A 19685-nucleotide genomic window follows, 5' to 3' on the forward strand; every position below is an offset into this window, starting at 1 on the left:
GGGTCGGAGTCGGGAGAAGGTCAGAGGTGGATGCCGCACTCGGTCTTGCCGGCGCCGGCCCAGCGCCCCGAGCGGGCGTCCTCGCCCTCCTGCACCCGGCGGGTGCAGGACTCGGGCGAGCAGCCGATCGACGCGTAGCCGTCGAAGAGCAGCGGGTTGAGCAGGATGCCGTTGGCGGCGACGTAGGCGTCCACGTCCTCCTGCGTCCAGCGGGCGATCGGGGCGATCTTGACCTTCTGCCGCTTCGGGTCGTACGCCACGATCGGGGTGTTCGCCCGGGTGGGGGACTCGTCGCGGCGCAGGCCCGTCGCCCACGCGTCGTAGCCGGCCAGGCCCCGGTTCAGCGGCTCGACCTTGCGCAGCTTGCAGCACAGGTCGGGGTCGCGGTCGTGGAGCCTGGCGCCGTACTCGGCGTCCTGCTCGGCCACGGACTGACGCGGCGTCAACGTGAGGACGTTGACCGGCATGGTCGCCGCCACCGCGTCGCGGGTGCCGATGGTCTCGACGAAGTGGTAGCCGGTGTCCAGGAAGATCACGTCGATGCCGGGCAGCGCGGTCGAGGCCAGATGGGCGACGACGGCGTCCTCCATCGAGGAGGTCACCGCGAGGCGCCGGCCGAAGGTCTCGGCGGCCCACCGCATGATCTCCTGCGCGGAGGCGTTCTCCAGCTCCACCGCGGCGGTGGCGGCCAGCGCCTCCAACTGCTCCGCGGTGTAAGCGGATCCGGTCGCGGACTCGGTCTCAGTGCTCATCTGCGTTTCCCCCGTCGGTGGTGGAGGCGTTGAGCAGCCCCAGGAACTTCAGCGCGAACGCGCGGCGGCAGGACGCGCATTCCCAGGCCCCGTGCCCGCCGGACTCGCTCGGGCGCAGGTCCTCGTCCCCGCAGTAGGGGCAGTAGAACGGCGCGGCGCGCTCACTCATGCGAGCTGCTCCTCACTGGCCCGGGTGGTCCACTGCGCGAAGCGCTCGCCGTCCTGACGGTCGTCCAGGTAGCGGCGCAGCACGCGCTCGACGTAGTCGGGCAGACCGTCCTTGGTCACCTTCAGGCCGCGGACCTTGCGGCCGAACCCGGCCTCCAGGCCCAGCGCGCCGCCCAGGTGCACCTGGAAGCCCTCGACCTGCTCGCCGTTCTCGTCGGTGACGAGCTGGCCCTTGAGGCCGATGTCGGCGACCTGGATGCGGGCGCAGGCGTTCGGGCAGCCGTTGATGTTGATCGTCAGCGGCTCGTCGAACTCCGGAAGGCGCGCCTCCAGCTCCTCGATGAGCGTCTTGCCGCGCTCCTTGGTCTCGACGATGGCGAGCTTGCAGAACTCGATGCCGGTGCAGGCCATCGTGCCGCGACGGAACGGGGACGGCTTGACGTGCAGGTCCAGCGCCTCCAGACCCGCCACGAGCGAGTCGACCTGGTCCTCGGCCACGTCCAGCACGATCATCTTCTGCTCGGCGGTGGTCCGCAGGCGGTCCGAGCCGTGCTGCGCGGCCAGGTCGGCGACCTTGGTCAGCAGCGAGCCGTCGACGCGGCCGACGCGCGGAGCGAAGCCGACGTAGTAGTTGCCGTCCTGCTGCCGGTGCACGCCGACGTGGTCGCGCCAGCGCTCGACGGGCTCGGCCGGGGCCGGGCCGTCGACGAGCGCACGGTGCAGGTACTCGTCCTCCAGCACCTGACGGAACTTGGCCGGGCCCCAGTCCGCCATCAGGAACTTGAGGCGGGCGCGGTTGCGCAGGCGGCGGTAGCCGTAGTCGCGGAAGATCGAGATGACGCCGACGTAGACGTCCGCGACCTCGTCCAGGGGAACCCAGGCACCCAGGCGCTCGCCCAGACGCGGGTTGGTGGACAGCCCGCCGCCGACCCAGAGGTCGAAGCCGGGGCCGTGCTCGGGGTGCTCGACGCCGACGAAGGCGATGTCGTTGATCTCGTGGACCACGTCCAGCAGCGGGGAGCCGGAGATCGCGGACTTGAACTTGCGCGGCAGGTTGGAGAAGTCCGGGTTGCCGATGACGCGGCGGTGGATCTCCTCCAGCGCCGGGGTGCCGTCGATGATCTCGTCCTCGGCGATACCGGCGACCGGCGAGCCGAGGATGACACGCGGGCAGTCGCCGCAGGCCTCGGTCGTGGACAGGCCGACGGCCTCCAGCTTCTGCCAGATGACCGGCATGTCCTCGATCCGGATCCAGTGGTACTGGATGTTCTGCCGGTCGGTCAGGTCGGCGGTGCCGCGGGCGTAGGTCTGCGAGATCTCGCCGATGGTCCGCAGCTGAGCGACGGTCAGCGCGCCGCCGTCGATGCGGACGCGCAGCATGAAGTACTCGTCCTCGAGCTCGTGCGGCTCCAGGATCGCGGTCTTGCCGCCGTCGATGCCCTGCCGGCGCTGCGTGTACAGGCCCCACCAGCGCATCCGGCCGCGCAGGTCGTTCGGGTCGATGCCGGCGAAGCCGGTGTGGGCGTAGATCGTCTCGATCCGCGTCCGCACGTTGAGACCGTCGTCGTCCTTCTTGAACTGCTCGTTGCCGTTGAGCGGGGTGAAGTGACCGGCAGCCCACTGGCCCTCGCCGCGGTGGCGGGTCACCTTGCGCTTCGGCGTGGAGGAGGCGGGGGTGGCGGCCATGAGGTGCGTCCTTCGGCAGTTGGTTCGGGGCCTGAGCGGTGCTGGTCCCGGACCGGTGCTGCGGCGCTGACCTGCACGAGGGTGCGTGCAGTCGCGGCGGCGACCCGGCCTGGGGCGACGCGTTCCGCGCGGCGGCGGGCGGTGCGTCGGGCTTGCTGTCGGTGGGGGCGGCAGGGGTATCAGGTCACCGGACAGATGGCGCTGGACATGCGGCCGAGGTCGACGTGAAGTCGACCGACCAGGGCAGTTCCGGCACCAGACATGGCAGAAGCGTCGCACGCCGAACTTTTCGCAGTCCAGCACCATCCGGTATCTGGACAAAACTGTCCCGCAGGCTGGGATTTCCGGGCGAGGCCGGTGCGACGGGAGGGCCGGGGGGTCGCGATCGGGCCTGCTATTCCGATCTGCAAGACGCGACCATCCATTATGTGGAATATCGCTCGGGCGGCGGTATCGCACGCGGCGGGTCGGAACGGCGGGCACGCCGGGTTCCCAGGATCGGAGAGTACGCCGCAGGCCGATAGGTTTGCCCTGTGCAACCAGCAGGCGAACCCACCCCGAAGGCCAGGCATCGCGCCCACGGTATGCGGCGTGCCAACCGCCGTCGGCCGCACGGGTGGCACCGGGCCATCGCCTGGAAGCTGATCAAGGACACCACGAACACCTGCGTCGAGTACCGGGTCACCGGACTCGCCGCCGAGGTGGCCTTCTTCACCCTGATGTCGGTGCCGCCCCTGCTGCTGAGCATCGCGGGCACGCTCGGCTACCTCAGCCACAGCGTGATCGCCAAGCTGGAGGCGGACATCCTGCGGGCCGCGGGCACCTTCCTGACCCCCAGCTCGGTGCACCAGACCGTCCAGCCGCTGCTCGACAGCGTCTTCCGCAACGGTCGCCCCGACCTGATCTCGATCGGCTTCCTGTTCGCCCTGTGGTCCGGCTCGCGGGCGCTCTACGTCTTCGTCGACACGGTGACGATCATGTACGGGCTGGAGGACCAGCGCGGCATCGTCCACACCCGGCTGCTCTCGCTCGGCCTCTACATCGTCGCGCTGATCGCCGGCACGGTGATCGGCCCGCTCGTCATCGCGGGCCCCGACCAGATCGTGCACTGGTTCCCCGCCACCGCCGACGTCGTGCACATCCTCTACTGGCCCGGCGCGATCCTGCTCTCGGTCTGCTTCATGACCACGCTCTACCACGTGGCCGTGCCGGTCCGGACGGCGTGGAAGGAGGACGTGCCCGGCGCGATAGTGGCGCTGTTCGTCTTCTTCGTGTGCAGCATCTTCCTGCGGCTGTATCTCGTGCACTCGGTGGAGGGCCCGACCGTCTACGGCTCGCTCGCCGCGCCGATCGCGGTGCTGCTGTGGATCGGCGTGATCGCCCTGGCCGTGCTGATCGGCGCGGCGGTGAACGCCGCGATCGACCGCATGTGGCCCACCCGGGAGACCGCGCAGGCGCGCGCGGAGAACGAGAAGGCCCGCGAGGAGGAGGCCCTGGAGGTCATACGGCGCGCCGAGGCCCGCCGCTCCGCGACCCGCAACCGGGCGGCGAACCCGCCGGCCTCCGGCGCGGAGGGCGAGTCCGAGACCCCGGCCGAGTACCCGGAACGCTGGGCGGACTTCCTGCCCCCGAAGGACGTCCGCGGCCGCATCCAGTCCAAGGGCGCGCGCAAACGCCGCTACCCGTCACCCTTCGACCGGGAGTAGCGGCGCAGCCCTCAGGCGGCGCAGCCCTCAGGCGGCGCAGCCGCCAGGGGCGCGGAGCTCTGCCGATTTGCGGCTGCTCCCCCAGCCTTCGGCCGGGAGGTGCCCCCTGCGTGGGCGCGAACAACCACGGCGTGCGGATGGCCCCGCTCGTTCGGGATCCGAAGCCCTCGGTGGCCTGTCGCGCCGTTCCTCGCGCCCCTGAGGGTAAATCCCTTGGCGCGTGGGTGACCGTCGGCGGTAGCGTTCCACACACCAGTGAAGTCCAGAGGAGGTGAGGAAGCGATGAACACCGTTCTGTGCCCGCAGCAGTCGAACGTCTCCGCTTTCACCCCTCGAAGGGCTTCTCTTGTCATCTCCCTCTGCCTTCGTTGACCTCTCCCGCTACGGCTGGGACGAGGACTGGCAGTCCGCCTTCGCGCCCTACGCGGCGCAGGGCCTGATTCCCGGCCGGGTCGCGCGTGTCGACCGTGGCCTGTGTGACGTCGTCACACCCCGCGGCACGCTGCGTGCCGACACCGCCCTGGTCACCCCCCGCGATCCGGTCCGGATCGTCTGCACGGGCGACTGGGCCGTCGTCGCCGACGGTGCCGCCGAGGTCGGGGCGCAGGTGCGCGCCCTGCTGCCGCGGCGCACCGCGGTGATCCGGGGCGGCGCGTCGCGCCGCTCCCTCGGGCAGGTGCTGGCGGCGAACGTCGACACCGTGGTCGTCGCCGTCTCGCTCGCCGTCGAGCCGGACCTCGGCCGCGTCGAGCGCTTCCTCGCGCTCGCGTGGGAGAGCGGTGCCGCGCCCGTCGTCGCGCTCACCAAGGCCGACCTCGCCCCCGACGCCGACCTCATCCGCGGGGACATCGAGCGGATCGCGCCCGACGTCCCCGTCCACGCCGTCAGCGCGACCGAGCGTGAGGGCCTCGCCGAGTTGCGTGCCGTCCTCGGCGAGGGGACTGTGCTGGTCGGACAGTCGGGGGTCGGCAAGTCCACGCTGGCCAACGCGCTCGTCGGCGCGGACGCGATGGACGTGCGCGCCATCGGCGTCGACGGCAAGGGCCGGCACACCACGACCACGCGCGAGCTGCTGCCACTGCCGGGCGGACGCGGGGTCCTCATCGACACCCCGGGCCTGCGCGGGGTCGGCGTCATGGACGCGGCCGGCGGTCTGCAGCAGGTCTTCGCCGACATCGACCGGCTCGCCGCCGACTGCCGCTTCGCGGACTGCGGTCATCTCGGCGAGCCGGGCTGCGCGGTCCAGCAGGCGCTGGACGACGGTGAGTTGTCGTTCCGGCGGCTGGAGAGCTACCGCAAGCTCGAGCGCGAGAACCGGTGGATGGCCTCTCGCGCCGACGCCCGCCTGCGCGCCGAGGCCCGCCGGGCGCGCATCGAGCGGGACCGTCACTGGGGTGAGCGGGGTCAAGGTCGCCACGCCAACCATCGGGTGTGACAGGACTGTTGCACTGGTGACCGGGTTGTGGCCCGCCCGCCCGTCGCGGGCGGGCCAAGCTGGGTAGGAGCCTTCCGGGGACGCGGCCCGCGCGTCCCGGGGAGGAGAGGGGTCGGACCGTGGCCGAGAACCGCCGTCGCGTTCCCTGGTACGTGAGCGTTCCGCTGACCTTCGCCGTGATCGTGGCCCTGTTCCTGGCCGCCGCGCGGTTCGACTGGCTGCCGGGGTTGCCCAACCCCTTCGGCGAGCAGACCGTCGACCGCAGCGGACCGGCCGTGCTCCAGTCCGTGCAGAACATGAGCCGCTACGACGCCGCGGCGGGCAACTTCCAGGTCGTCGTCGACCTCGACAAGGAGGCGCGCTTCCTGCCGTCCGCGCTGCTCGGCAACCGCACCCTCTACGTCGCCGAGGGCAGCGTCGACGCCTACGTGGACCTCGGCAAGGCCCAGGTGTCCGTCTCGTCCGACCGCCGCAGCGCCACCCTCACGCTGCCGCACGCCCAACTCGCCTCCGCCGCGCTGGACGTCAAGCACTCCTACGTCGTCGCGCAGGAGCGCGGACTCTTCGACCGGATCGGCCAGTTCTTCAGCGGCAACCCCGGCGACCAGCAGCAGCTCAACGTGGTCGCGGTGAACCGGATCCAGGCGGCCGCCACGGGAAGCGGGCTGACCGCACGGGCGCAGCAGAACACCACGCAGATGCTCCAGGGCCTGCTCAAGTCCCTCGGCTTCACGACCGTCACCGTCGCCTACCACTGAACCGCTGAGCCACCCCGGAGCAGTCAGCAGGCGCAGGAGATGCCGGAGCGCGGAGCGGTGAGGTCGTCGATCGGGCGCTGCTCCGTGCCCTTGGCCGACTCGAAGGCGAAGCCCTCGCGGACCCAGTACTCGAAGCCGCCGATCATCTCCTTGACGGAGTAGCCGAGCCGGGCGAAGGCGAGTGCGGCGCGGGTGGCGCCGTTGCAGCCCGGTCCCCAGCAGTAGGTGACGACCGTCGTGCCGGGGGCGACCAGCGTCGGGGCGAGCTCGGCGATACGGGCGGTGGGGATGTGCAGCGCGCCGGGGAGGTGGCCCTGGGCCCAGGCCGCGTCGCTGCGGGAGTCGACCACGACGACGCCCCGGACGCCGGCCGCGAGGTCGGCGTGGACGTCGGAGACGTCGGCCTCGAAGGCGAGGCGGGCGGCGTAGTGGGCGGCGGCGACGGCCGGGTCGGCGGCGGGGACGCTCAGGACGGCGCTGGTGGCGGCGGTGGCGTCGGTGGTCGTCATCGTGGTCCTCGTCCCTGGTCGTTTCTTCGCTTCGCTGCCGGTTCCCCCGGCGGCACCTCGATTCTGTCGGTCGGGCGATCTTCGCCACGAGTGGCGCGAACGCCCCTGAACGTGAAGATCCCGCCACGCCCGGGTGCTGCCACTGCCATGTCCGATTCCCGCCAGTCACTCGCCCCGCGATGCCGCAGACTGGAGGACGTGAGGATGCACGAAGACGCCTGCTACCGGGCGGTGAGCAGCAAGGACGCCCGTCTCGACGGAGTGTTCTACACGGCCGTGCGGACCACCGGCATCTACTGCCGACCCAGCTGCCCCGCCAGAACCCCCAAACGAGAGAACGTCGACTTCTACCCGACCGCCGCGGCCGCCCAGGCCGCCGGCTTCCGCGCCTGCCGGCGCTGCCGTCCGGAGGCGGCCCCCGGCTCGCCCGAGTGGAACCTGCGCGCCGACCTCGTCGGCCGCGCGATGCGCCTGATCGCCGACGGCGTCGTCGACCGCGACGGTGTCGCCGGTCTGGCCGCCCGCCTCGGCTACAGCGAACGCCACCTCGCCCGCGAGCTCCACGCCGAACTCGGCGCCGGACCGCTCGCGCTCGCCCGCAGCCAGCGCGCCCAGACGGCACGCGTACTGCTGCAGACGACCGACCTGGGGGCGACCGAGGTCGCCTTCGCGGCCGGATTCGCGAGCGTGCGGCAGTTCAACGACACCATCCGGGAGGTCTACGCGATGACCCCGACGGAGCTGCGCACCCGCCAGGGCCGCCGCACCGTCGTCCAGGGTGTCATCCCGCTGCGACTGGCCCACCGTCAGCCGTTCGAGGCGGCCGCCGTCTTCGACTTCCTGGCGCTGCGCGCGGTGCCCGGCGTCGAGGAGGTCGTCCCGCGCGCCGGGACCGGGCCCACGGCGGTCCGCACCTACCGCCGGACGCTCGCGCTGCCCGGCGGCCCGGCCGTCGCGGAGGTCGACGAGCCCTCGAAGCCGCAGGGCTGGCTCGACGCCCGCGTCCGGCTCGGCAACGTCCGCGACCTGACGGCCGCCGTCCAGCGGCTGCGCGCACTGTTCGACCTCGACGCCGATCCGGACGCGGTCGCCGAGGTGCTCGGCGCGGACCCGTGGCTCGGCCCGCTCGTCACCAAGCGTCCCGGCCTGCGCTCGCCCGGGCACGTCGACGCCCACGAGCTCGCGGTGCGGGCGGTCCTCGGCCAGCAGGTCACCGTCGCGGCGGCCCGCACCCTGGCCGGACGCCTCGCCGCCCGCTACGGCGCGCCCCTGCCCGAGGCGAGTGGCGGGCTCACCCACCTGTTCCCCTCGGTGGCGAGCCTCGCCGAGGCCGACCCGGCCGATCTCGCCATGCCCGCCGCACGCCAACGCGCCCTGCGCGGCCTGTGCGCGGCGCTGGCGGACGGCAGCGTCCGCCTCGACCCGGGCGTGGACCGCGACGCGGCGGGCGCGGCCCTGCTCGCCCTGCCGGGCATCGGCCCCTGGACCGTCAGCTACGTGCGCATGCGCGCCCTGGCCGACCCCGACGCCTACCTGCCGACCGACCTCGGCGTCCGCCACGGCCTGCGCGCGGCCGGCCTGGAGGCCGAGCCCGCGACCGAGGCGTGGCGCCCGTGGCGCTCGTATGCGGTCCACCACCTCTGGGTCGCGGCGGGCGAGGCCGCGCCGACGGCAGCCACCAACCGGACGTCCTCTTCGCATTCGAAGGTGAGCAAGTGATGACGCGTTACACGACCATGGACTCCCCGCTGGGCCGCCTTCAGCTCACCGCCGACGAGGAGGGGCGGCTCACGTCCGTCTACGCGCCGGTCCAGAAGGGCCGCACGGTCGAGCCGGATCCCGCCTGGACCCGCGACCCGGAGACCTTCGCCGACGCAGTCACCCAGCTCGGCGAGTACTTCGCGGGCACCCGCAAGGAGTTCGTGCTGGAGCTCGCGCCGGCCGGCACGGAGTTCCGGCAGCGGGTCTGGCGCGCGCTGGACGACATCCCCTTCGGCGCGACGGTCACCTACAAGGAGCTGACGCTCGCCGCGGGCCTCCCGCCGACCTCCGTCCGCGCGGTCGCGGGCGCGGTCGGCGCGAACCCGCTGCTCATCCTGCGGCCGTGCCACCGCGTCCTCGGCAGCGACGGCTCACTGACGGGCTTCGCGGCGGGCATCGAGGCGAAGCAGGCCCTGCTGGGCCTCGAAGGAAGCTGACCCCTGGTCAGTCGCACCATCCAGGGGCGCGGGGCTCTGCTGATCAGCAGCTCCTCCCTGCGGCCGGGAGGTACCCCCTGCGGGGGCGCGAGACTCCCCAGCCTTCGGCCGGAGGTGCCCCCTCCGATGAGCAGATGGTCCTCCACGTGCAGGGCCATCCGCCTCGGGTGGGTTTCTCGCGCCCCGCGGCGGAGCCGCTGATCAGCAGAGCCTCGCGCCCCTAGCCGGCTTCCTCGCCGAGCGCTGTCGCCAGACGTTCCAGGCCCGGGATGGCGTTCAGGACCGCGGTGCTCTCCGCAGGAGCGAGCGTTGCGAGCGCTGCGGCCAGCCGGCGCTCGTGGGCGCGCTGCCAGTCACCCAGCTGACGATGGCCCGCGTCGGTCAGGCCGATCCGGGCCGTCCGGCGGTCGCCCGGGTCGTTCTGGCGGTCCACGAAGCCCGACTCCAGCAGCCGGCCGACCAGCCCGCTGACGGTGTTCGGTGCGAGCCGCTGACGCGCGGCCAGCTCGCCGACGCGCAGCGGGCCCGTCGCGGCGAGCGTCTGCAGGAGCTCGACCTGCGCCATCGGCAGGGCCTCCCACGGGTAGTCCGTGCGGATGCTGCTCCGCAGCGCGCGGCGCAGCCGCGTCACCGCGTCGGTGAGGCGCTGGACCTGGGCCGTCGCCACCTGACCTGGCGCCGGAGTCAGCGGATCGGCATGATCGACAGGTTCTGGCATGCGGGAAGCCTAACGGGCGACCCAGCCCCGCTCGTACGCGTGCCAGCCCAGCTGCAGGCGGGTGCTGACTCCCGTCAGCGTCATCAGCCGTTGGACGCGCCGCTGGACGGTGCGCAGACCGAGGTCGAGCTGCTTGGCGACGCTGGCGTCGGTCAGCCCGGTGAGCAGCAGCGAGAGGATCTGGAGGTCCACCGGATCGGGCCGGTCCTCCGCCACCTCCAGCCCGCCGGGCCCGACGAGACCGGCCGGCCCGTCGAGCCCCACCACCCCGTCGGCGGCGAACCGCACCGGGTACGCCGACTGCCAGCACTGTTCGAACAGTCCGATCAGCGCCTCCAGCAGTCCCGGGGCGCGCACCAGCAGGGCGGCCGGTTCGCCGGGAGTGCCGAGCGCGAGCAGCGGCACCATGGCCAGCCGCCGGTCGGACACGACCAGCTTCGTCGGCACCTGCTCGGCGACGCGGACCTGCTGGCCGCGCTCCAGCGCGAGCGCCAGCGCCTCCATGACGGGTCCGTCGGCGAGGCGGTCGCGCGACAGCACCGTGCGGTGGACCACGCCCCGGGCGACGACGATGTCCTCCGCACCGTTCTCCTCCGGGCGGACGGCCACCGGGGCCTCGGTGACGAGCGCCAGCAGCTCCCGCTCGGTGCCGAGCTGGATCTGCTCGAACCGGTGGCGCAGGGCGGAGACGCCGGAGACGACCTCGACCAGGTCGGCCGCCCCGGAGCTCGCCGCGCCGGTGCGGCGGTACTCGTCGGCGAGCATTTCGACGACGCGCTCGGCCTCCTGCAGTTCGTGCCGCCGCTGCGACAGCGCCGGAGCGAGAGCGACGCCCGGCGGCGCGGCGACGTAGTGGTCGGGCAGCGAGGCGGACGCCGCAGCCAGGCCGTTGGCCTCCAGTTCCGTCAGGGACTGCTGGACCAGGCACGGATTGAGCGACAGCCGCTCGCCGAGCGCGTCCGGTGTCACGGCACCGAAGGAGAGCAGTGCCCGGTAGACCAGCTCGGCGCGTTCGTCGAGCCCGACGAATTCCAGCACCCTGCCTCCCACCGTCCTTCGCTCGAGGCCCTTCGCCCGAGGTCCTTCGCTCACTGCGCTCACGTGACGCCTATGCGTGCGCGCGCAACGATCATCATGCCTCGGCTTGCCGGTCGGCCGGTAGTCGGGGATCGGAACGCCGCTTCGACTGATTGTCCGGAAACCTTCGTTCGCTTGCTCCGGACGTGTTCTGATTCGCCGGTTCCCGGCCTCGGCGGGCTTCGCGCGTGGACAATGGCGTCCATCCCGGCGGTCAGGACGGAGGCGGCAGCACCATGAGCGAGCCAGGCGAACCGGCCGTGCCGAGCGGGCCGGGCGGCCCCAGAGGTGCGGGCCCTGCGGCTGCGGCGGAGGACGCCTGGTGGGACGCCGTCTACGGTCCGGCCGAGCGGGAGGCGCGGTACCGACCGAGTACGGGCACGGTGGACGACTGGTTCGCGTCGGCGCTCGGCGCGATGGGCGAGACGGCGCCACCGAGCGCACCCCCGGCGCCACGCGCCCCGATGGACGACACCGTCCCGGACCTGCCGCCCATCCCGTCCGTCCCACCGCCGCCGCGCGTCCCCGATCCCCGCGTCGGCGCTCCGCGCCCCCTGCCGGACCTCGACCTGGATCCGGACGTCCTGGCCTGGCCCCCGGACACCACCCGCCCGCCCGTTCCAGCCGATGAGCCTCCGCCCCCGGCGGCCACCGCGCCCGACCCGCCGACACTCGACCTCACGAGCCCCCCGCCGCCCGCGCCGACCGAGGCCGCGGCCACGAGCCCGGCTGCGCCGGGCGTGGGTGAGGACCTGTTGGCGGCCTCCGACCCCTCGGCGTCGGACGGGGTGCCGCCGGCGCGGGCCGGGGCTTCGCGCGCCGCGCAGCCGGCCGCCGACGCTTTCGGGCTGGTCCGCCCCTCTGCACCGGCTTCGCCGGGCGAAGGCGTCAGCCCTTCGGGCGCATCCGACGCTTCTGTGCCGGACGGGGTGCCGCCCGCGCCGGGCGTGGCTTCGCGCGCCGAGCCGCTCGACGCCGATGCCTTCGGGCCCGTCCGCGCCTTCGCTCCGGCCGAGCCCCCGACATCGCCGACCGAAGGCCTACCGGCCTCGTCCGGCGCTTCCGCGCCGCAGGTGGCGCCGCCGGAGCCGGGCGCGGCTTCGCGTGAGGCGCGGGCGGCTGGGGCGGGGCGGAACGGTTTGGGGCAGCCGCCGCATGTGCCGGTGCCGACGCTGCCGGACGGGGCGGCGTTGCGGTGGGGGCGGAGCCGGCCCGCGGCCGGGGAGCCCTTGCCGGAGCCGGACGCGTTGCCCGAGGCCGACCCGGATGATCTCGGCGCTTTGGTGCCCGACACCGCCTTGGAGCTCGCACGGCACGGCAGCATGACGCTCCGCGCCGGGACCGTGCGGGGCGAGGAGGCCCGCGCGCTCGGCGTGCCGCGTCGGGACCGGCTCGTGGCCGCGCGGTTCGGCGAGGCCGCCGACGGGCTGATGGTGGTCGTGGTGGCCTCGGGCCGCGGCGCGGGGGAGGCGGCGCGGCTGCTGGCCGCCTCCGTGGGGCGCAGTCGCGCGGGCCTGCTGGCCGACCTGCGTCAGGGCGCGCAGGAGCGCCTGCGCTTCGGACTGCAGCGGCTGACCGCGCGCGCCGCGCGCGTACTGGGAACGGAGGGCGCGGTCCACGCCGTGCTCGCGCCGCTGGACCCGACCAACCGGCTCCGGGCCGGCTTCGGCACCGGGCCTGGCGCGCTGATGCTGCTCGGGGACGACGCCTGGTACGACGCCTACGCGGGGCGTCGGCTCACGCCCGTCCCCGAGGAGGGCGACGGGTCCGGCGGGCCGCAGGGGCTCTTCCGGTTCCGCGCCGTCGTGCCCGAACCGGGCGACGTGCTGATGGTCTGCACGGACGGTCTCGCGACGCCGTTGCGCACCGAACCCGCCGTCGCCGCGCTGCTGGCGGAGCACTGGTCCCAGCCGCATGCCCCGGGGGGTGTCGACTTCCTCCGGCAGATCCAGGCGCGGGCGTCCGGTCACTCGGGTGACCGGACGGCCGCGGCGATCTGGGAGGACTGAGGCGACGGACGCCGCTCAGGCGTCCTTCGGGCCGTTCTCCGTGGGGGTGCTCGCGTCCGCGTCCGTGGCGGACGTGGGGACGGTCGGCTCCGGCAGCGGGCTGTCGCTGTCACCGTCGCGCTGCGCCGGGACGGGCGTGAGGATCACCGTGGAGTGCTCCTCCGCCTGGCGCGGGATCACGGCGGTGGGAACCTCCACGGGCACCGCGTCCTGCGGCGCCGCGTCCTCCGGCTGGGCCACCTGCGTCGGGGCAGTCTCCACCGGGGCCACCTGCGTCGGGACCGGGACCGGCGCCTGCGGGGGCACGCTCGCCTGGTACGTCGCGGGCGCCGGCGGGGCGTCCTGCGGCTGCGTCGGCGCCGGGACGTACCCGGGCATCGGCGCGGGAGCGGGGACGGTGCCGGGGTAGCCGTAGGCCGCCGACGGGTCGGCGTACGCCGCGTACGGCACGCCCAGCGGAGCGGTGGGCGCGGCGTAGGGGTGGCCGGTGCCCGGGCCCTGCAGGATGCGGATCTGCTGCATCGAGGTCAGCTTGCGGATCATGATGATGCCCAGCACCGCCGACGCGATGCGGCACAGGCCGACGACGCCGCCGAGGCCGAAGACGAACGCCAGCCCGCCCGACGTGGAGTAGCTGTCGACCGCGATGTTGCCGACCGAGAACGCCAGCAGCTGCTGGCCGACGATGAAGGTGAGCCACCACCAGGTCACCAGGTGGGTGCGGGGCTTGCGGCCGGTCGGCTCGGCGCCCAGCGGGATCGCCGCGCGCCAGATGCCACCGGCGACGATCCGCGGCAGGACCCAGTACGCGAGCGGGATGAACCAGCCGCCGACCGCCCAGCCCGGCGCGAGCGCCTGCTGGCCGGGGGCCAGGATCCGGGCGAGCGCCGCCGACTTGTAGAACCAGATGATGAAGACGACGCCGGCGGCGAGGTCCAGCAGGCTGCCGATCCCGTTGAAGGCCGAGGCGAGCGCGGCCCTGGCGAGGGGGTCCGTGTAGGTGCCCGTGTCCAGCGAGTGCTGCGCCGAGCTGTAGGCCCAGAGGTCGGTGCCGAAGGCGACGACGGCGATCAGGCCGCACACGGCGATCAGGATCTGCGCGGCGAGCCCGATGCCGGCCGGGGCGGTCGGTGTGACGAGCGCCGGCTGCGGGTAGTAGGCCGCGTACGACGGGGCCGGCGGAGCGGCGGAGTAGCCGCAGTGCGGGCAACGACCGTACGCGTCGAGCGCGGCCGCGGAACAGGACGGGCAGAGCACGGGAGATCCCCTTGACTGGATCCGCGCTCCTCGCCGCGCGGCTGGCGGCCGATGGTATGCGATGCGGCCGACAGTCGTCCATGTGTTCAGAGATGGCCTTCGTGTGCGAACCATCCAGCGTCGGCCCGAGGTGGACCGAATCACCCTGCTCGTGCCGATGGTTCCGTGCGCGCTCAAGCCCCTTTTGCGTGGCTCTGGTCGCCGCGCGGCATGACCGGCGTCACATCGGACCCGCATCGCACCCGCACATCGCACCCGCACTCGCCCGTCAGCCCGCGAGCAACGCCTCGCGCAGGTACTCCTCGACGTGGCCGAGCGCGACCTCCCGGCCCGCGCCGGGCAGGCCGACCACGATCGGGGTGCCGAAGCCGTCCAGCAGGGCGCCGAGCCTGACGGCGAAGCGCTCCGGCTCGACCTCGCGGAACTCGCCCGCGCCCAGGCCCTCGCGCAGCAGGGTGACCAGGTCCTCGCGCCACACAGCCTCGATCTCCACCTGGCCGGCCCGGATCTCCTCGCTCGCCTGCGAACGGCCCCAGACCTCGACCCAGAGCGTCCAGCGCGGGTCGCCGGGGCCGGTGGGCAGGTAGAGGGCGGCGAAGGCGCGCAGCCGGTCCGCCGCCGGTGCGGCGCCCGCGAGGAGCGCGCGGCGGCGCTCGCCCAGTTGCGACTCGCTCCAGCGCAGCGTCTCCAGCAGCAGCTGGTCCTTGCTGCCGAAGTAGTAGAGCAGGTGGCCGCCGCTCATGCCGAGCTCCCGGCCCAGCGCGGCCATGGTCACCCCGGCCAGGCCCTGGCGGGCGATGGCGGCCATCGCCGTGGCGAAGACCTCCTCCCGGGGCTTCGCCGGACGTCGCGCGGACGGCGCTCGGGCCACTCCTGCTCCTCGCTTCGAATGCTGTTCAAACCGGCGAGGACCAGTAAAGCACCAGCGCGGGCGACCCGGCGGTCAGGCCACCTGCCGCCCGGTGAGATAGCCCAGCAGCGGCACCGTCGGGTGGAGGCGGACGATGTCGACGGAGCCGTTCGTGGGCAGGGAGAGCACCAGCTTGCCGCCCGCTACCGTCACCGCGTGGTCGGTCGGTGCGGACCAGCCCGTGGTGCTGTGCAGGGAGACCGCGACCGTGCCGTCCGCGCCCTGCGCGGCCAGGCAGAGCCAGAGCGGACCGTTGCGGGCGCCGCCGGCCGGCGTGGTCAGCGTGCCCGCGGGCTCGACGGGGATGTCGGCGTCGGTGTCGGCCGCGAGTGGGGGCAGGTAGGCGAGCAACTCTTCCTCCAGGTAGCTGGGCTTCGGGCTCGGTGGCGCGGGCCGCGGGTACTGGCCGAAGTCGGCGGCCTCGGCGGTGTCGTAGTCGGCGCCGCCGTTCAGCGTCGTGCCGCCCGGCTGGCGGATCGTCGCGTAGGGCGACCAGACGCCGCCGGACCAGGCGACCGTCTGCCACAGGTAGCGCAGGCCTGCGGCGTGGGCGCCCTCGATCACCCGCAGACCGCCGTAGACACCCGTCCGGGCCGCACTGAGGACGGACTGCGCGCCCTCGAAGTAGGCCGCCACGGACGGCCAGTCGGTGTCGGTGTCGACGGCGAAGTGGACCACCGTCGTGTCCGGCAGCCCGACGGCCGCGCGCTGGGCCCACGCCGCCCGGGCGTCGCCGATCCCGGCCGCCCGTCCGTCCAGTGCCCGTGCGGCGGCGCCCTCCCAGACCGTCACCAGCCCGAGACCGGCCGCGCGGTAGTCGGTGACCTCGGCGGCGGTGAGGTTCTTGGTGGTGTCGGGGGAGAAGTAGCGGGCGACCCACGTCGCGCCCGTCGCCTTGATCTCGGCGATCGAGGGCCGGTCCCAGGCGATGTCGATCCCCGTCGCGCCCATACGCCCGTCCCGCCCCTCCGCCGACAGCCGGTTGATCGTGCACCGCCAGCGTATCGGCCCCCGCACGGGGGTGGGCCGGCCACCCGGAACATCCCTCACCAAGTGGGCACTGGAGGCACGTTGGGGGCGTGTGGAGGCACGCCGGAGGGCCGTCGGCCACAGCTTCGTCACGGCGTCGCCACAGGTCGGGAGCAGGCCTGTCGGCACGGTCCGCTACGGTGGCAGGCTTGTAGGAGAACGATCAACCAGGGGGATCCACATGCGTTCCGTCACCATCGCCGCCCTCGCGGCGGCCACAGCCGCCGCTGTCCTCGGCCTCTCTGCCTGCTCCTCCAGCGGGTCCTCCGGCAGCCCGTCCGCGGGCAGTACGGCGTCCTGCGAGGACGCGCTCGTCAAGGTGCTGGAGGGCGCGGGCACCTCCGTCGCCACGCCGCCGACCGTCCGGCCCTCGGAGTGCGCCGGCATCGACGCGGTCACCTTCGCCAAGCTCACCGCCGAGGCAGCGCAGACGGCACTGAAGAAGGTCGCCAGCGACTTCCCGACGGCCCTGCCGACGGACCTCCTCCCCTCGGGCCTGTCCGCCAGCGATCTGCCGACCTCGCTGCCGACCGACTTCCCGACCAACTTCCCGTCGGACCTGCCGACCTGGTCCGCGACCGGCTGACGGGTCCCCGCGCCCGGGGCGCGCTCAGCGGCAGGCCCAGAAGACCGCCCCGGCGGTCACGGCGCCGACGAGCGCGCCCACGAGCGTCTGCGCGGCGGTGTGGTCGCCGAGCCGCACCCGGGACCGGCCGATCAGCGCGACGACGGCGTAGCCGGTCAGCCACCAGACGCCGAGCGCGAGCGCCAGCATCGCCACGGCCCCGGCCGACGCGGCGGTGTGGATCGACACCTTCCAGCGCAGCCCGGCGGTGATGCCCAGAACGGGCACCAGCGTCGCGAGCATGGCCAGGATCATCGCCACCAGCTCCCGCGGCGCGCCCAGCAGTGCCATCAGCACCAGCCCGACCAGGACCGACGTGCCCACCAGCGGCAGCACCTTGGCCCGCTTGGCCCGGTCACCCACGTACCGGTCGCCGAGCCGTCCGCGCCGCACCCCGAGCTTGATCATCCCTTGCGGCACCACCCCGGCGAAGAACGCCGCGAACAGCGCCCACCCGGCACCGCCCCACCCGTGCCGCACCGCGCCCACCAGCAGCAGCACCCCGACGATGATGTTCTGCGGGTCCAGCCCCCTGGTCACCACCCGGGCCCAGAGCGGGCTGGCGGTGGTCTCGGCGGCGGCTTCGGCGGTCGTGGCGCTCATGCAAGTTCCTCCCCGTTGGTCGGGGAGAGCGTAGTGGCCCCGATGATCACTGCGGCTCGGCGGCCGTCCTCAGGTCGTCGGCCGTGAGCAGCGACAGCAGCCGGATGCCCGCCTCGGCGAGCGCCTCGGCCCCGCCCTGCTCGCGGTCGATCACGCACAGTGCCTCTCGGACGGTGGCGCCGAGCCCCCGCAGGTCCGCGGTCGACAGCACGATCTGCCCACCGCTGGTGACGACGTCCTCCACGACCAGCACGCGTCGCCCCGCGACCTCCGCGCCCTCGGCCAGGCGGCACGTCCCGTAGGCCTTGGCCTCCTTGCGCACGAACGCACACGGCAGCCCGGTGTGCCGCCCGAGTGCGGTCACCACGGGGATGCCGCCCATCTCCAGCCCGGCGAGCACCTCGGTACCGTCCGGCACGAGCGGTGCCATCCGGCGTGCGATCTCGTCGAGCAGGACGGGGTCGGCCTCGAACCGGTACTTGTCGAAGTACTCGGTGGCCGTGCGGCCGGAGCGGAGCGTGAACCGCCCGGTGAGGTGGGAGACGGCGTGGATGCGGCGCGCGAGATCGGAGTGGGTCACGGACGATCATTGTGGCAGCGCCCGTCCCGGTCCCGTCGGGCGGATGCGGCGTGCCGGGCCTAGCGTGGCGGGAGGGGAACGCGCGGCAAGGGGTTGCTCATGACCGGTTGGGTAATGGCCGAGGTCAACGCGGACGTCGCCCCGGAGCACGAGCGCCGTCTGCTCGACACCTACCGCCGTCTGCTCGCGCGGCCGCTGCCCGACGGCCTGATCCAGAGCGAGCTGCTGCGCGGCCCGGGCCGCCACTGGCGCATCCAGACCCTCTGGCGCGACCAGGCTGCCCTCGACGCGATGCGCGCCTCCGCCGAGGGCGAGGCGGCGCCTCATCTCTTCCACGACATCGACCCCGACGCCGAGTTCACCGTCTACGACGTGGTCGCCGAGTGGATCACCACGGAGCCGGGCACTCCGCCGCCGTGACGGGTCGAGCCCCGCCGCAGGCGGGGATCGCGTGCGACAGGGCTCGACCAGGGGCAGGTTCGGCGCTCAGGCCGGGGCCGGCTACGGCTTGGGCTGCTGCTGCGTGATGCAGTGGATGCCGCCGCCGTTGGCGAAGATCTCGCGGGCGTCGACGAGTTCGACCTTGCGGTCGGGGAAGATCCGGGCGAAGACCTCGGCCGCCGCCTGGTCGCGCGGGTCGTCGAAGCCGCACAGGACGACCGCGCCGTTGCAGAGGTAGTGATTGATGTAGGAGTAGTCGACCGGCTCACCGTCCTCCTCGAACAGGACGGTCGGGGCCTGGAGTTCGATGACCTCCAGGGCGCGGCCCTTGGCGTCGGTGGACGCGCGGAGCAGGGCGGCGATCTCCTTGGTGACCTCGTGGTCCGGGTGCTGCGGGTCCGGCTGGCTGTGGACCACGACCGTGCCCGGGCGCAGGAACGCCGCGACGATGTCGATGTGGCCGCGGGTGCCGAAGCGCTGGTAGTCGCGGGTGAGGCCGCGCGGGACCCAGATCGCCTTGGTGGTGCCGAGGAAGGCGTGGATCTCGGCCTCGACCTCCTCACGGGTCCAGTCGCTGTTGCGGCCCTCGCCCAGCTGGACGGTGTCGGTCAGCAGGACGGTGCCCTCGCCGTCGACGTGGATGCCGCCGCCCTCGTTGATCAGGCGGGAGGCGAAGCGCTGGACGCCCGTCAGCTCCACGACGTGCTCGGCGATGTGCTGGTCGTTCTCCCAGCTGGCCCACTCCTGGGCACCCCAGCCGTTGAAGATCCAGTCGGCGGCCGCCAGACCGCCCTTGCCGTCGGTGAGGAAGGTGGGGCCGATGTCGCGCATCCACGCGTCGTCCAGCGGGCGCTCGACGATCTCGACCTCGGCGGCGACGTAGCCGCGCGCGGCCTCCGCCTCGGCGGTGTTGACGACCAGTGTCACCGGCTCGTATCGGACGATCGTGTTGGCCACGTTCGCCCAGGCCTGGCGGGCGAGGTGGAGCTCCTCGCCGGCGAAGGTCTCGTTGGAGGTCGGGAAGGCCATCCAGGTGCGGTCGTGGGCGGTCCACTCGGCGGGCATGGACCAGCCGAGGGAGGCGGGGGTGGGGGTGGCGCTCATGAGGGTGCGGCTCCTGATCAGAGGAATCAGAGGAAGTAGAGGCGGCTGAGGGAGACCGTCTCGGCGGGGTGGGAGTGCAGGGGGTCTCCGTCGAGGGTGACCAGGCCGGTGGTCGCGTTG

Annotated in this window: 20 protein-coding genes; 8 read left to right on the forward strand and 12 right to left on the reverse strand. The window is 73.4% G+C overall.

Translation table 11 applies throughout. The features are described 5' to 3' along the window. Positions 1 to 20 precede the first annotated feature (20 nt). Genes ABH931_RS36625 through ABH931_RS36635 form a run of 3 tightly spaced genes read right to left on the reverse strand, consistent with a single transcriptional unit; the run spans position 21 to position 2606 of the window. Complete coding sequence (locus tag ABH931_RS36625; RefSeq protein WP_370123557.1) at positions 21 to 752, reverse strand: phosphoadenylyl-sulfate reductase; 732 nt, start codon at positions 750 to 752, stop codon at positions 21 to 23. Then, the gene (locus tag ABH931_RS36630) at positions 742 to 921 is read right to left on the reverse strand and encodes a hypothetical protein (RefSeq protein ID WP_370123560.1); all 180 of its coding nucleotides are present in this window, start codon (positions 919 to 921) and stop codon (positions 742 to 744) included. The genes ABH931_RS36625 and ABH931_RS36630 overlap by 11 nt, the downstream gene beginning before the upstream one ends. Continuing rightward, entirely contained in the window at positions 918 to 2606 is a 1689-nt protein-coding gene (locus tag ABH931_RS36635) for a nitrite/sulfite reductase (protein WP_370123563.1), read from the reverse strand. Before ABH931_RS36635 ends, ABH931_RS36630 begins: the two co-directional genes overlap by 4 nt. Before the next feature lie 533 nt (positions 2607 to 3139). Here ABH931_RS36635 and ABH931_RS36640 point away from each other — a divergent pair. The 3 genes from ABH931_RS36640 (at position 3140) to ABH931_RS36650 (ending at position 6505) form a co-directional block, all read left to right on the forward strand. Further along, positions 3140 to 4312, forward strand: a complete 1173-nt coding sequence (locus ABH931_RS36640; protein WP_370123565.1) for a YihY/virulence factor BrkB family protein — start codon at positions 3140 to 3142, stop codon at positions 4310 to 4312. A 346-nt stretch (positions 4313 to 4658) separates the two neighbouring features. Beyond that, complete coding sequence (gene rsgA / locus ABH931_RS36645) at positions 4659 to 5747, forward strand: ribosome small subunit-dependent GTPase A (RefSeq protein ID WP_370123568.1); 1089 nt, start codon at positions 4659 to 4661, stop codon at positions 5745 to 5747. Between the two features lie 119 nt (positions 5748 to 5866). After that, a complete protein-coding gene (locus ABH931_RS36650) occupies positions 5867 to 6505 on the forward strand; it encodes a DUF4230 domain-containing protein (protein WP_370123571.1) in 639 nt (212 codons plus the stop codon). A 23-nt stretch (positions 6506 to 6528) separates the two neighbouring features. On the opposite strand, the gene ABH931_RS36655 is transcribed toward ABH931_RS36650, so the two are convergent. Further along, positions 6529 to 7014, reverse strand: coding sequence for a rhodanese-like domain-containing protein (locus ABH931_RS36655; RefSeq protein WP_370123574.1), 486 nt, complete (start codon positions 7012 to 7014; stop codon positions 6529 to 6531). A gap of 204 nt (positions 7015 to 7218) precedes the next feature. On the opposite strand from ABH931_RS36655, the gene ABH931_RS36660 reads away from it, so the two are divergent. Both ABH931_RS36660 and ABH931_RS36665 read left to right on the forward strand, forming a co-directional pair. Beyond that, positions 7219 to 8733 (forward strand): AlkA N-terminal domain-containing protein, encoded by a 1515-nt coding sequence (locus ABH931_RS36660; protein ID WP_370123624.1) that lies wholly within the window; start codon positions 7219 to 7221, stop codon positions 8731 to 8733. Continuing rightward, entirely contained in the window at positions 8733 to 9212 is a 480-nt protein-coding gene (locus tag ABH931_RS36665) for a methylated-DNA--[protein]-cysteine S-methyltransferase (RefSeq protein ID WP_370123575.1), read from the forward strand. The genes ABH931_RS36660 and ABH931_RS36665 overlap by 1 nt, the downstream gene beginning before the upstream one ends. Before the next feature lie 220 nt (positions 9213 to 9432). Here ABH931_RS36665 and ABH931_RS36670 read toward each other — a convergent pair whose 3' ends face one another. Both ABH931_RS36670 and ABH931_RS36675 read right to left on the reverse strand, forming a co-directional pair. Beyond that, the gene (locus ABH931_RS36670; protein ID WP_370123577.1) at positions 9433 to 9930 is read right to left on the reverse strand and encodes a MarR family winged helix-turn-helix transcriptional regulator; all 498 of its coding nucleotides are present in this window, start codon (positions 9928 to 9930) and stop codon (positions 9433 to 9435) included. A gap of 9 nt (positions 9931 to 9939) precedes the next feature. After that, on the reverse strand, positions 9940 to 10968 hold the full coding sequence (locus ABH931_RS36675; protein WP_370123580.1) for a helix-turn-helix transcriptional regulator: 1029 nt from the start codon (positions 10966 to 10968) through the stop codon (positions 9940 to 9942). A 275-nt stretch (positions 10969 to 11243) separates the two neighbouring features. Here ABH931_RS36675 and ABH931_RS36680 point away from each other — a divergent pair, with 275 nt between their 5' ends. Next, on the forward strand, positions 11244 to 13016 hold the full coding sequence (locus ABH931_RS36680; RefSeq protein ID WP_370123583.1) for a hypothetical protein: 1773 nt from the start codon (positions 11244 to 11246) through the stop codon (positions 13014 to 13016). Positions 13017 to 13031: 15 nt separating this feature from the next. Here ABH931_RS36680 and ABH931_RS36685 read toward each other — a convergent pair whose 3' ends face one another. The 3 genes from ABH931_RS36685 to ABH931_RS36695 form a co-directional block, all read right to left on the reverse strand. Continuing rightward, positions 13032 to 14273 (reverse strand): DUF4328 domain-containing protein, encoded by a 1242-nt coding sequence (locus tag ABH931_RS36685; RefSeq protein ID WP_370123586.1) that lies wholly within the window; start codon positions 14271 to 14273, stop codon positions 13032 to 13034. Between the two features lie 268 nt (positions 14274 to 14541). Beyond that, on the reverse strand, positions 14542 to 15144 hold the full coding sequence (locus ABH931_RS36690; RefSeq protein WP_370123589.1) for a TetR family transcriptional regulator C-terminal domain-containing protein: 603 nt from the start codon (positions 15142 to 15144) through the stop codon (positions 14542 to 14544). A gap of 72 nt (positions 15145 to 15216) precedes the next feature. Next, positions 15217 to 16134, reverse strand: coding sequence for a glycoside hydrolase domain-containing protein (locus ABH931_RS36695; protein ID WP_370123592.1), 918 nt, complete (start codon positions 16132 to 16134; stop codon positions 15217 to 15219). Positions 16135 to 16393: 259 nt separating this feature from the next. Between ABH931_RS36695 and ABH931_RS36700 the strand changes: the two genes are divergently transcribed. After that, on the forward strand, positions 16394 to 16798 hold the full coding sequence (locus ABH931_RS36700) for a hypothetical protein (RefSeq protein WP_370123595.1): 405 nt from the start codon (positions 16394 to 16396) through the stop codon (positions 16796 to 16798). A gap of 24 nt (positions 16799 to 16822) precedes the next feature. On the opposite strand, the gene ABH931_RS36705 is transcribed toward ABH931_RS36700, so the two are convergent. Further along, positions 16823 to 17440 carry a hypothetical protein gene (locus tag ABH931_RS36705; RefSeq protein ID WP_370123598.1) on the reverse strand — a complete coding sequence of 206 codons (618 nt, stop codon included), beginning with the start codon at positions 17438 to 17440 and terminating at the stop codon, positions 16823 to 16825. Positions 17441 to 17486: 46 nt separating this feature from the next. Then, positions 17487 to 18020 carry an orotate phosphoribosyltransferase gene (gene pyrE, locus ABH931_RS36710; RefSeq protein ID WP_370123601.1) on the reverse strand — a complete coding sequence of 178 codons (534 nt, stop codon included), beginning with the start codon at positions 18018 to 18020 and terminating at the stop codon, positions 17487 to 17489. Positions 18021 to 18119: 99 nt separating this feature from the next. Here pyrE and ABH931_RS36715 point away from each other — a divergent pair, with 99 nt between their 5' ends. Next, on the forward strand, positions 18120 to 18440 hold the full coding sequence (locus ABH931_RS36715; RefSeq protein ID WP_370123604.1) for an antibiotic biosynthesis monooxygenase: 321 nt from the start codon (positions 18120 to 18122) through the stop codon (positions 18438 to 18440). An 81-nt stretch (positions 18441 to 18521) separates the two neighbouring features. Here ABH931_RS36715 and ABH931_RS36720 read toward each other — a convergent pair whose 3' ends face one another. Next, on the reverse strand, positions 18522 to 19565 hold the full coding sequence (locus tag ABH931_RS36720; protein WP_370123607.1) for an agmatine/peptidylarginine deiminase: 1044 nt from the start codon (positions 19563 to 19565) through the stop codon (positions 18522 to 18524). Positions 19566 to 19685 lie beyond the last annotated feature (120 nt).

It is taken from the genome of Streptacidiphilus sp. MAP12-33 (genome assembly GCF_041261265.1).
Lineage (GTDB): Bacteria > Actinomycetota > Actinomycetes > Streptomycetales > Streptomycetaceae > Streptacidiphilus.

Excerpts from the sequence above, each read along its gene's own strand:
- ABH931_RS36625 (WP_370123557.1), bottom strand. The coding sequence starts at position 752 with ATGAGCACTGAGACCGAGTCCGCGACCGGATCCGCTTACACCGCGGAG.
- ABH931_RS36630 (WP_370123560.1), bottom strand. The coding sequence starts at position 921 with ATGAGTGAGCGCGCCGCGCCGTTCTACTGCCCCTACTGCGGGGACGAG.
- ABH931_RS36635 (WP_370123563.1), bottom strand. The coding sequence starts at position 2,606 with ATGGCCGCCACCCCCGCCTCCTCCACGCCGAAGCGCAAGGTGACCCGC.
- ABH931_RS36655 (WP_370123574.1), bottom strand. The coding sequence starts at position 7,014 with ATGACGACCACCGACGCCACCGCCGCCACCAGCGCCGTCCTGAGCGTC.
- ABH931_RS36660 (WP_370123624.1), top strand. The coding sequence starts at position 7,219 with ATGCACGAAGACGCCTGCTACCGGGCGGTGAGCAGCAAGGACGCCCGT.
- ABH931_RS36665 (WP_370123575.1), top strand. The coding sequence starts at position 8,733 with ATGACGCGTTACACGACCATGGACTCCCCGCTGGGCCGCCTTCAGCTC.
- ABH931_RS36670 (WP_370123577.1), bottom strand. The coding sequence starts at position 9,930 with ATGCCAGAACCTGTCGATCATGCCGATCCGCTGACTCCGGCGCCAGGT.
- ABH931_RS36680 (WP_370123583.1), top strand. The coding sequence starts at position 11,244 with ATGAGCGAGCCAGGCGAACCGGCCGTGCCGAGCGGGCCGGGCGGCCCC.
- ABH931_RS36695 (WP_370123592.1), bottom strand. The coding sequence starts at position 16,134 with ATGGGCGCGACGGGGATCGACATCGCCTGGGACCGGCCCTCGATCGCC.
- ABH931_RS36700 (WP_370123595.1), top strand. The coding sequence starts at position 16,394 with ATGCGTTCCGTCACCATCGCCGCCCTCGCGGCGGCCACAGCCGCCGCT.
- ABH931_RS36705 (WP_370123598.1), bottom strand. The coding sequence starts at position 17,440 with ATGAGCGCCACGACCGCCGAAGCCGCCGCCGAGACCACCGCCAGCCCG.
- ABH931_RS36715 (WP_370123604.1), top strand. The coding sequence starts at position 18,120 with ATGACCGGTTGGGTAATGGCCGAGGTCAACGCGGACGTCGCCCCGGAG.
- ABH931_RS36720 (WP_370123607.1), bottom strand. The coding sequence starts at position 19,565 with ATGAGCGCCACCCCCACCCCCGCCTCCCTCGGCTGGTCCATGCCCGCC.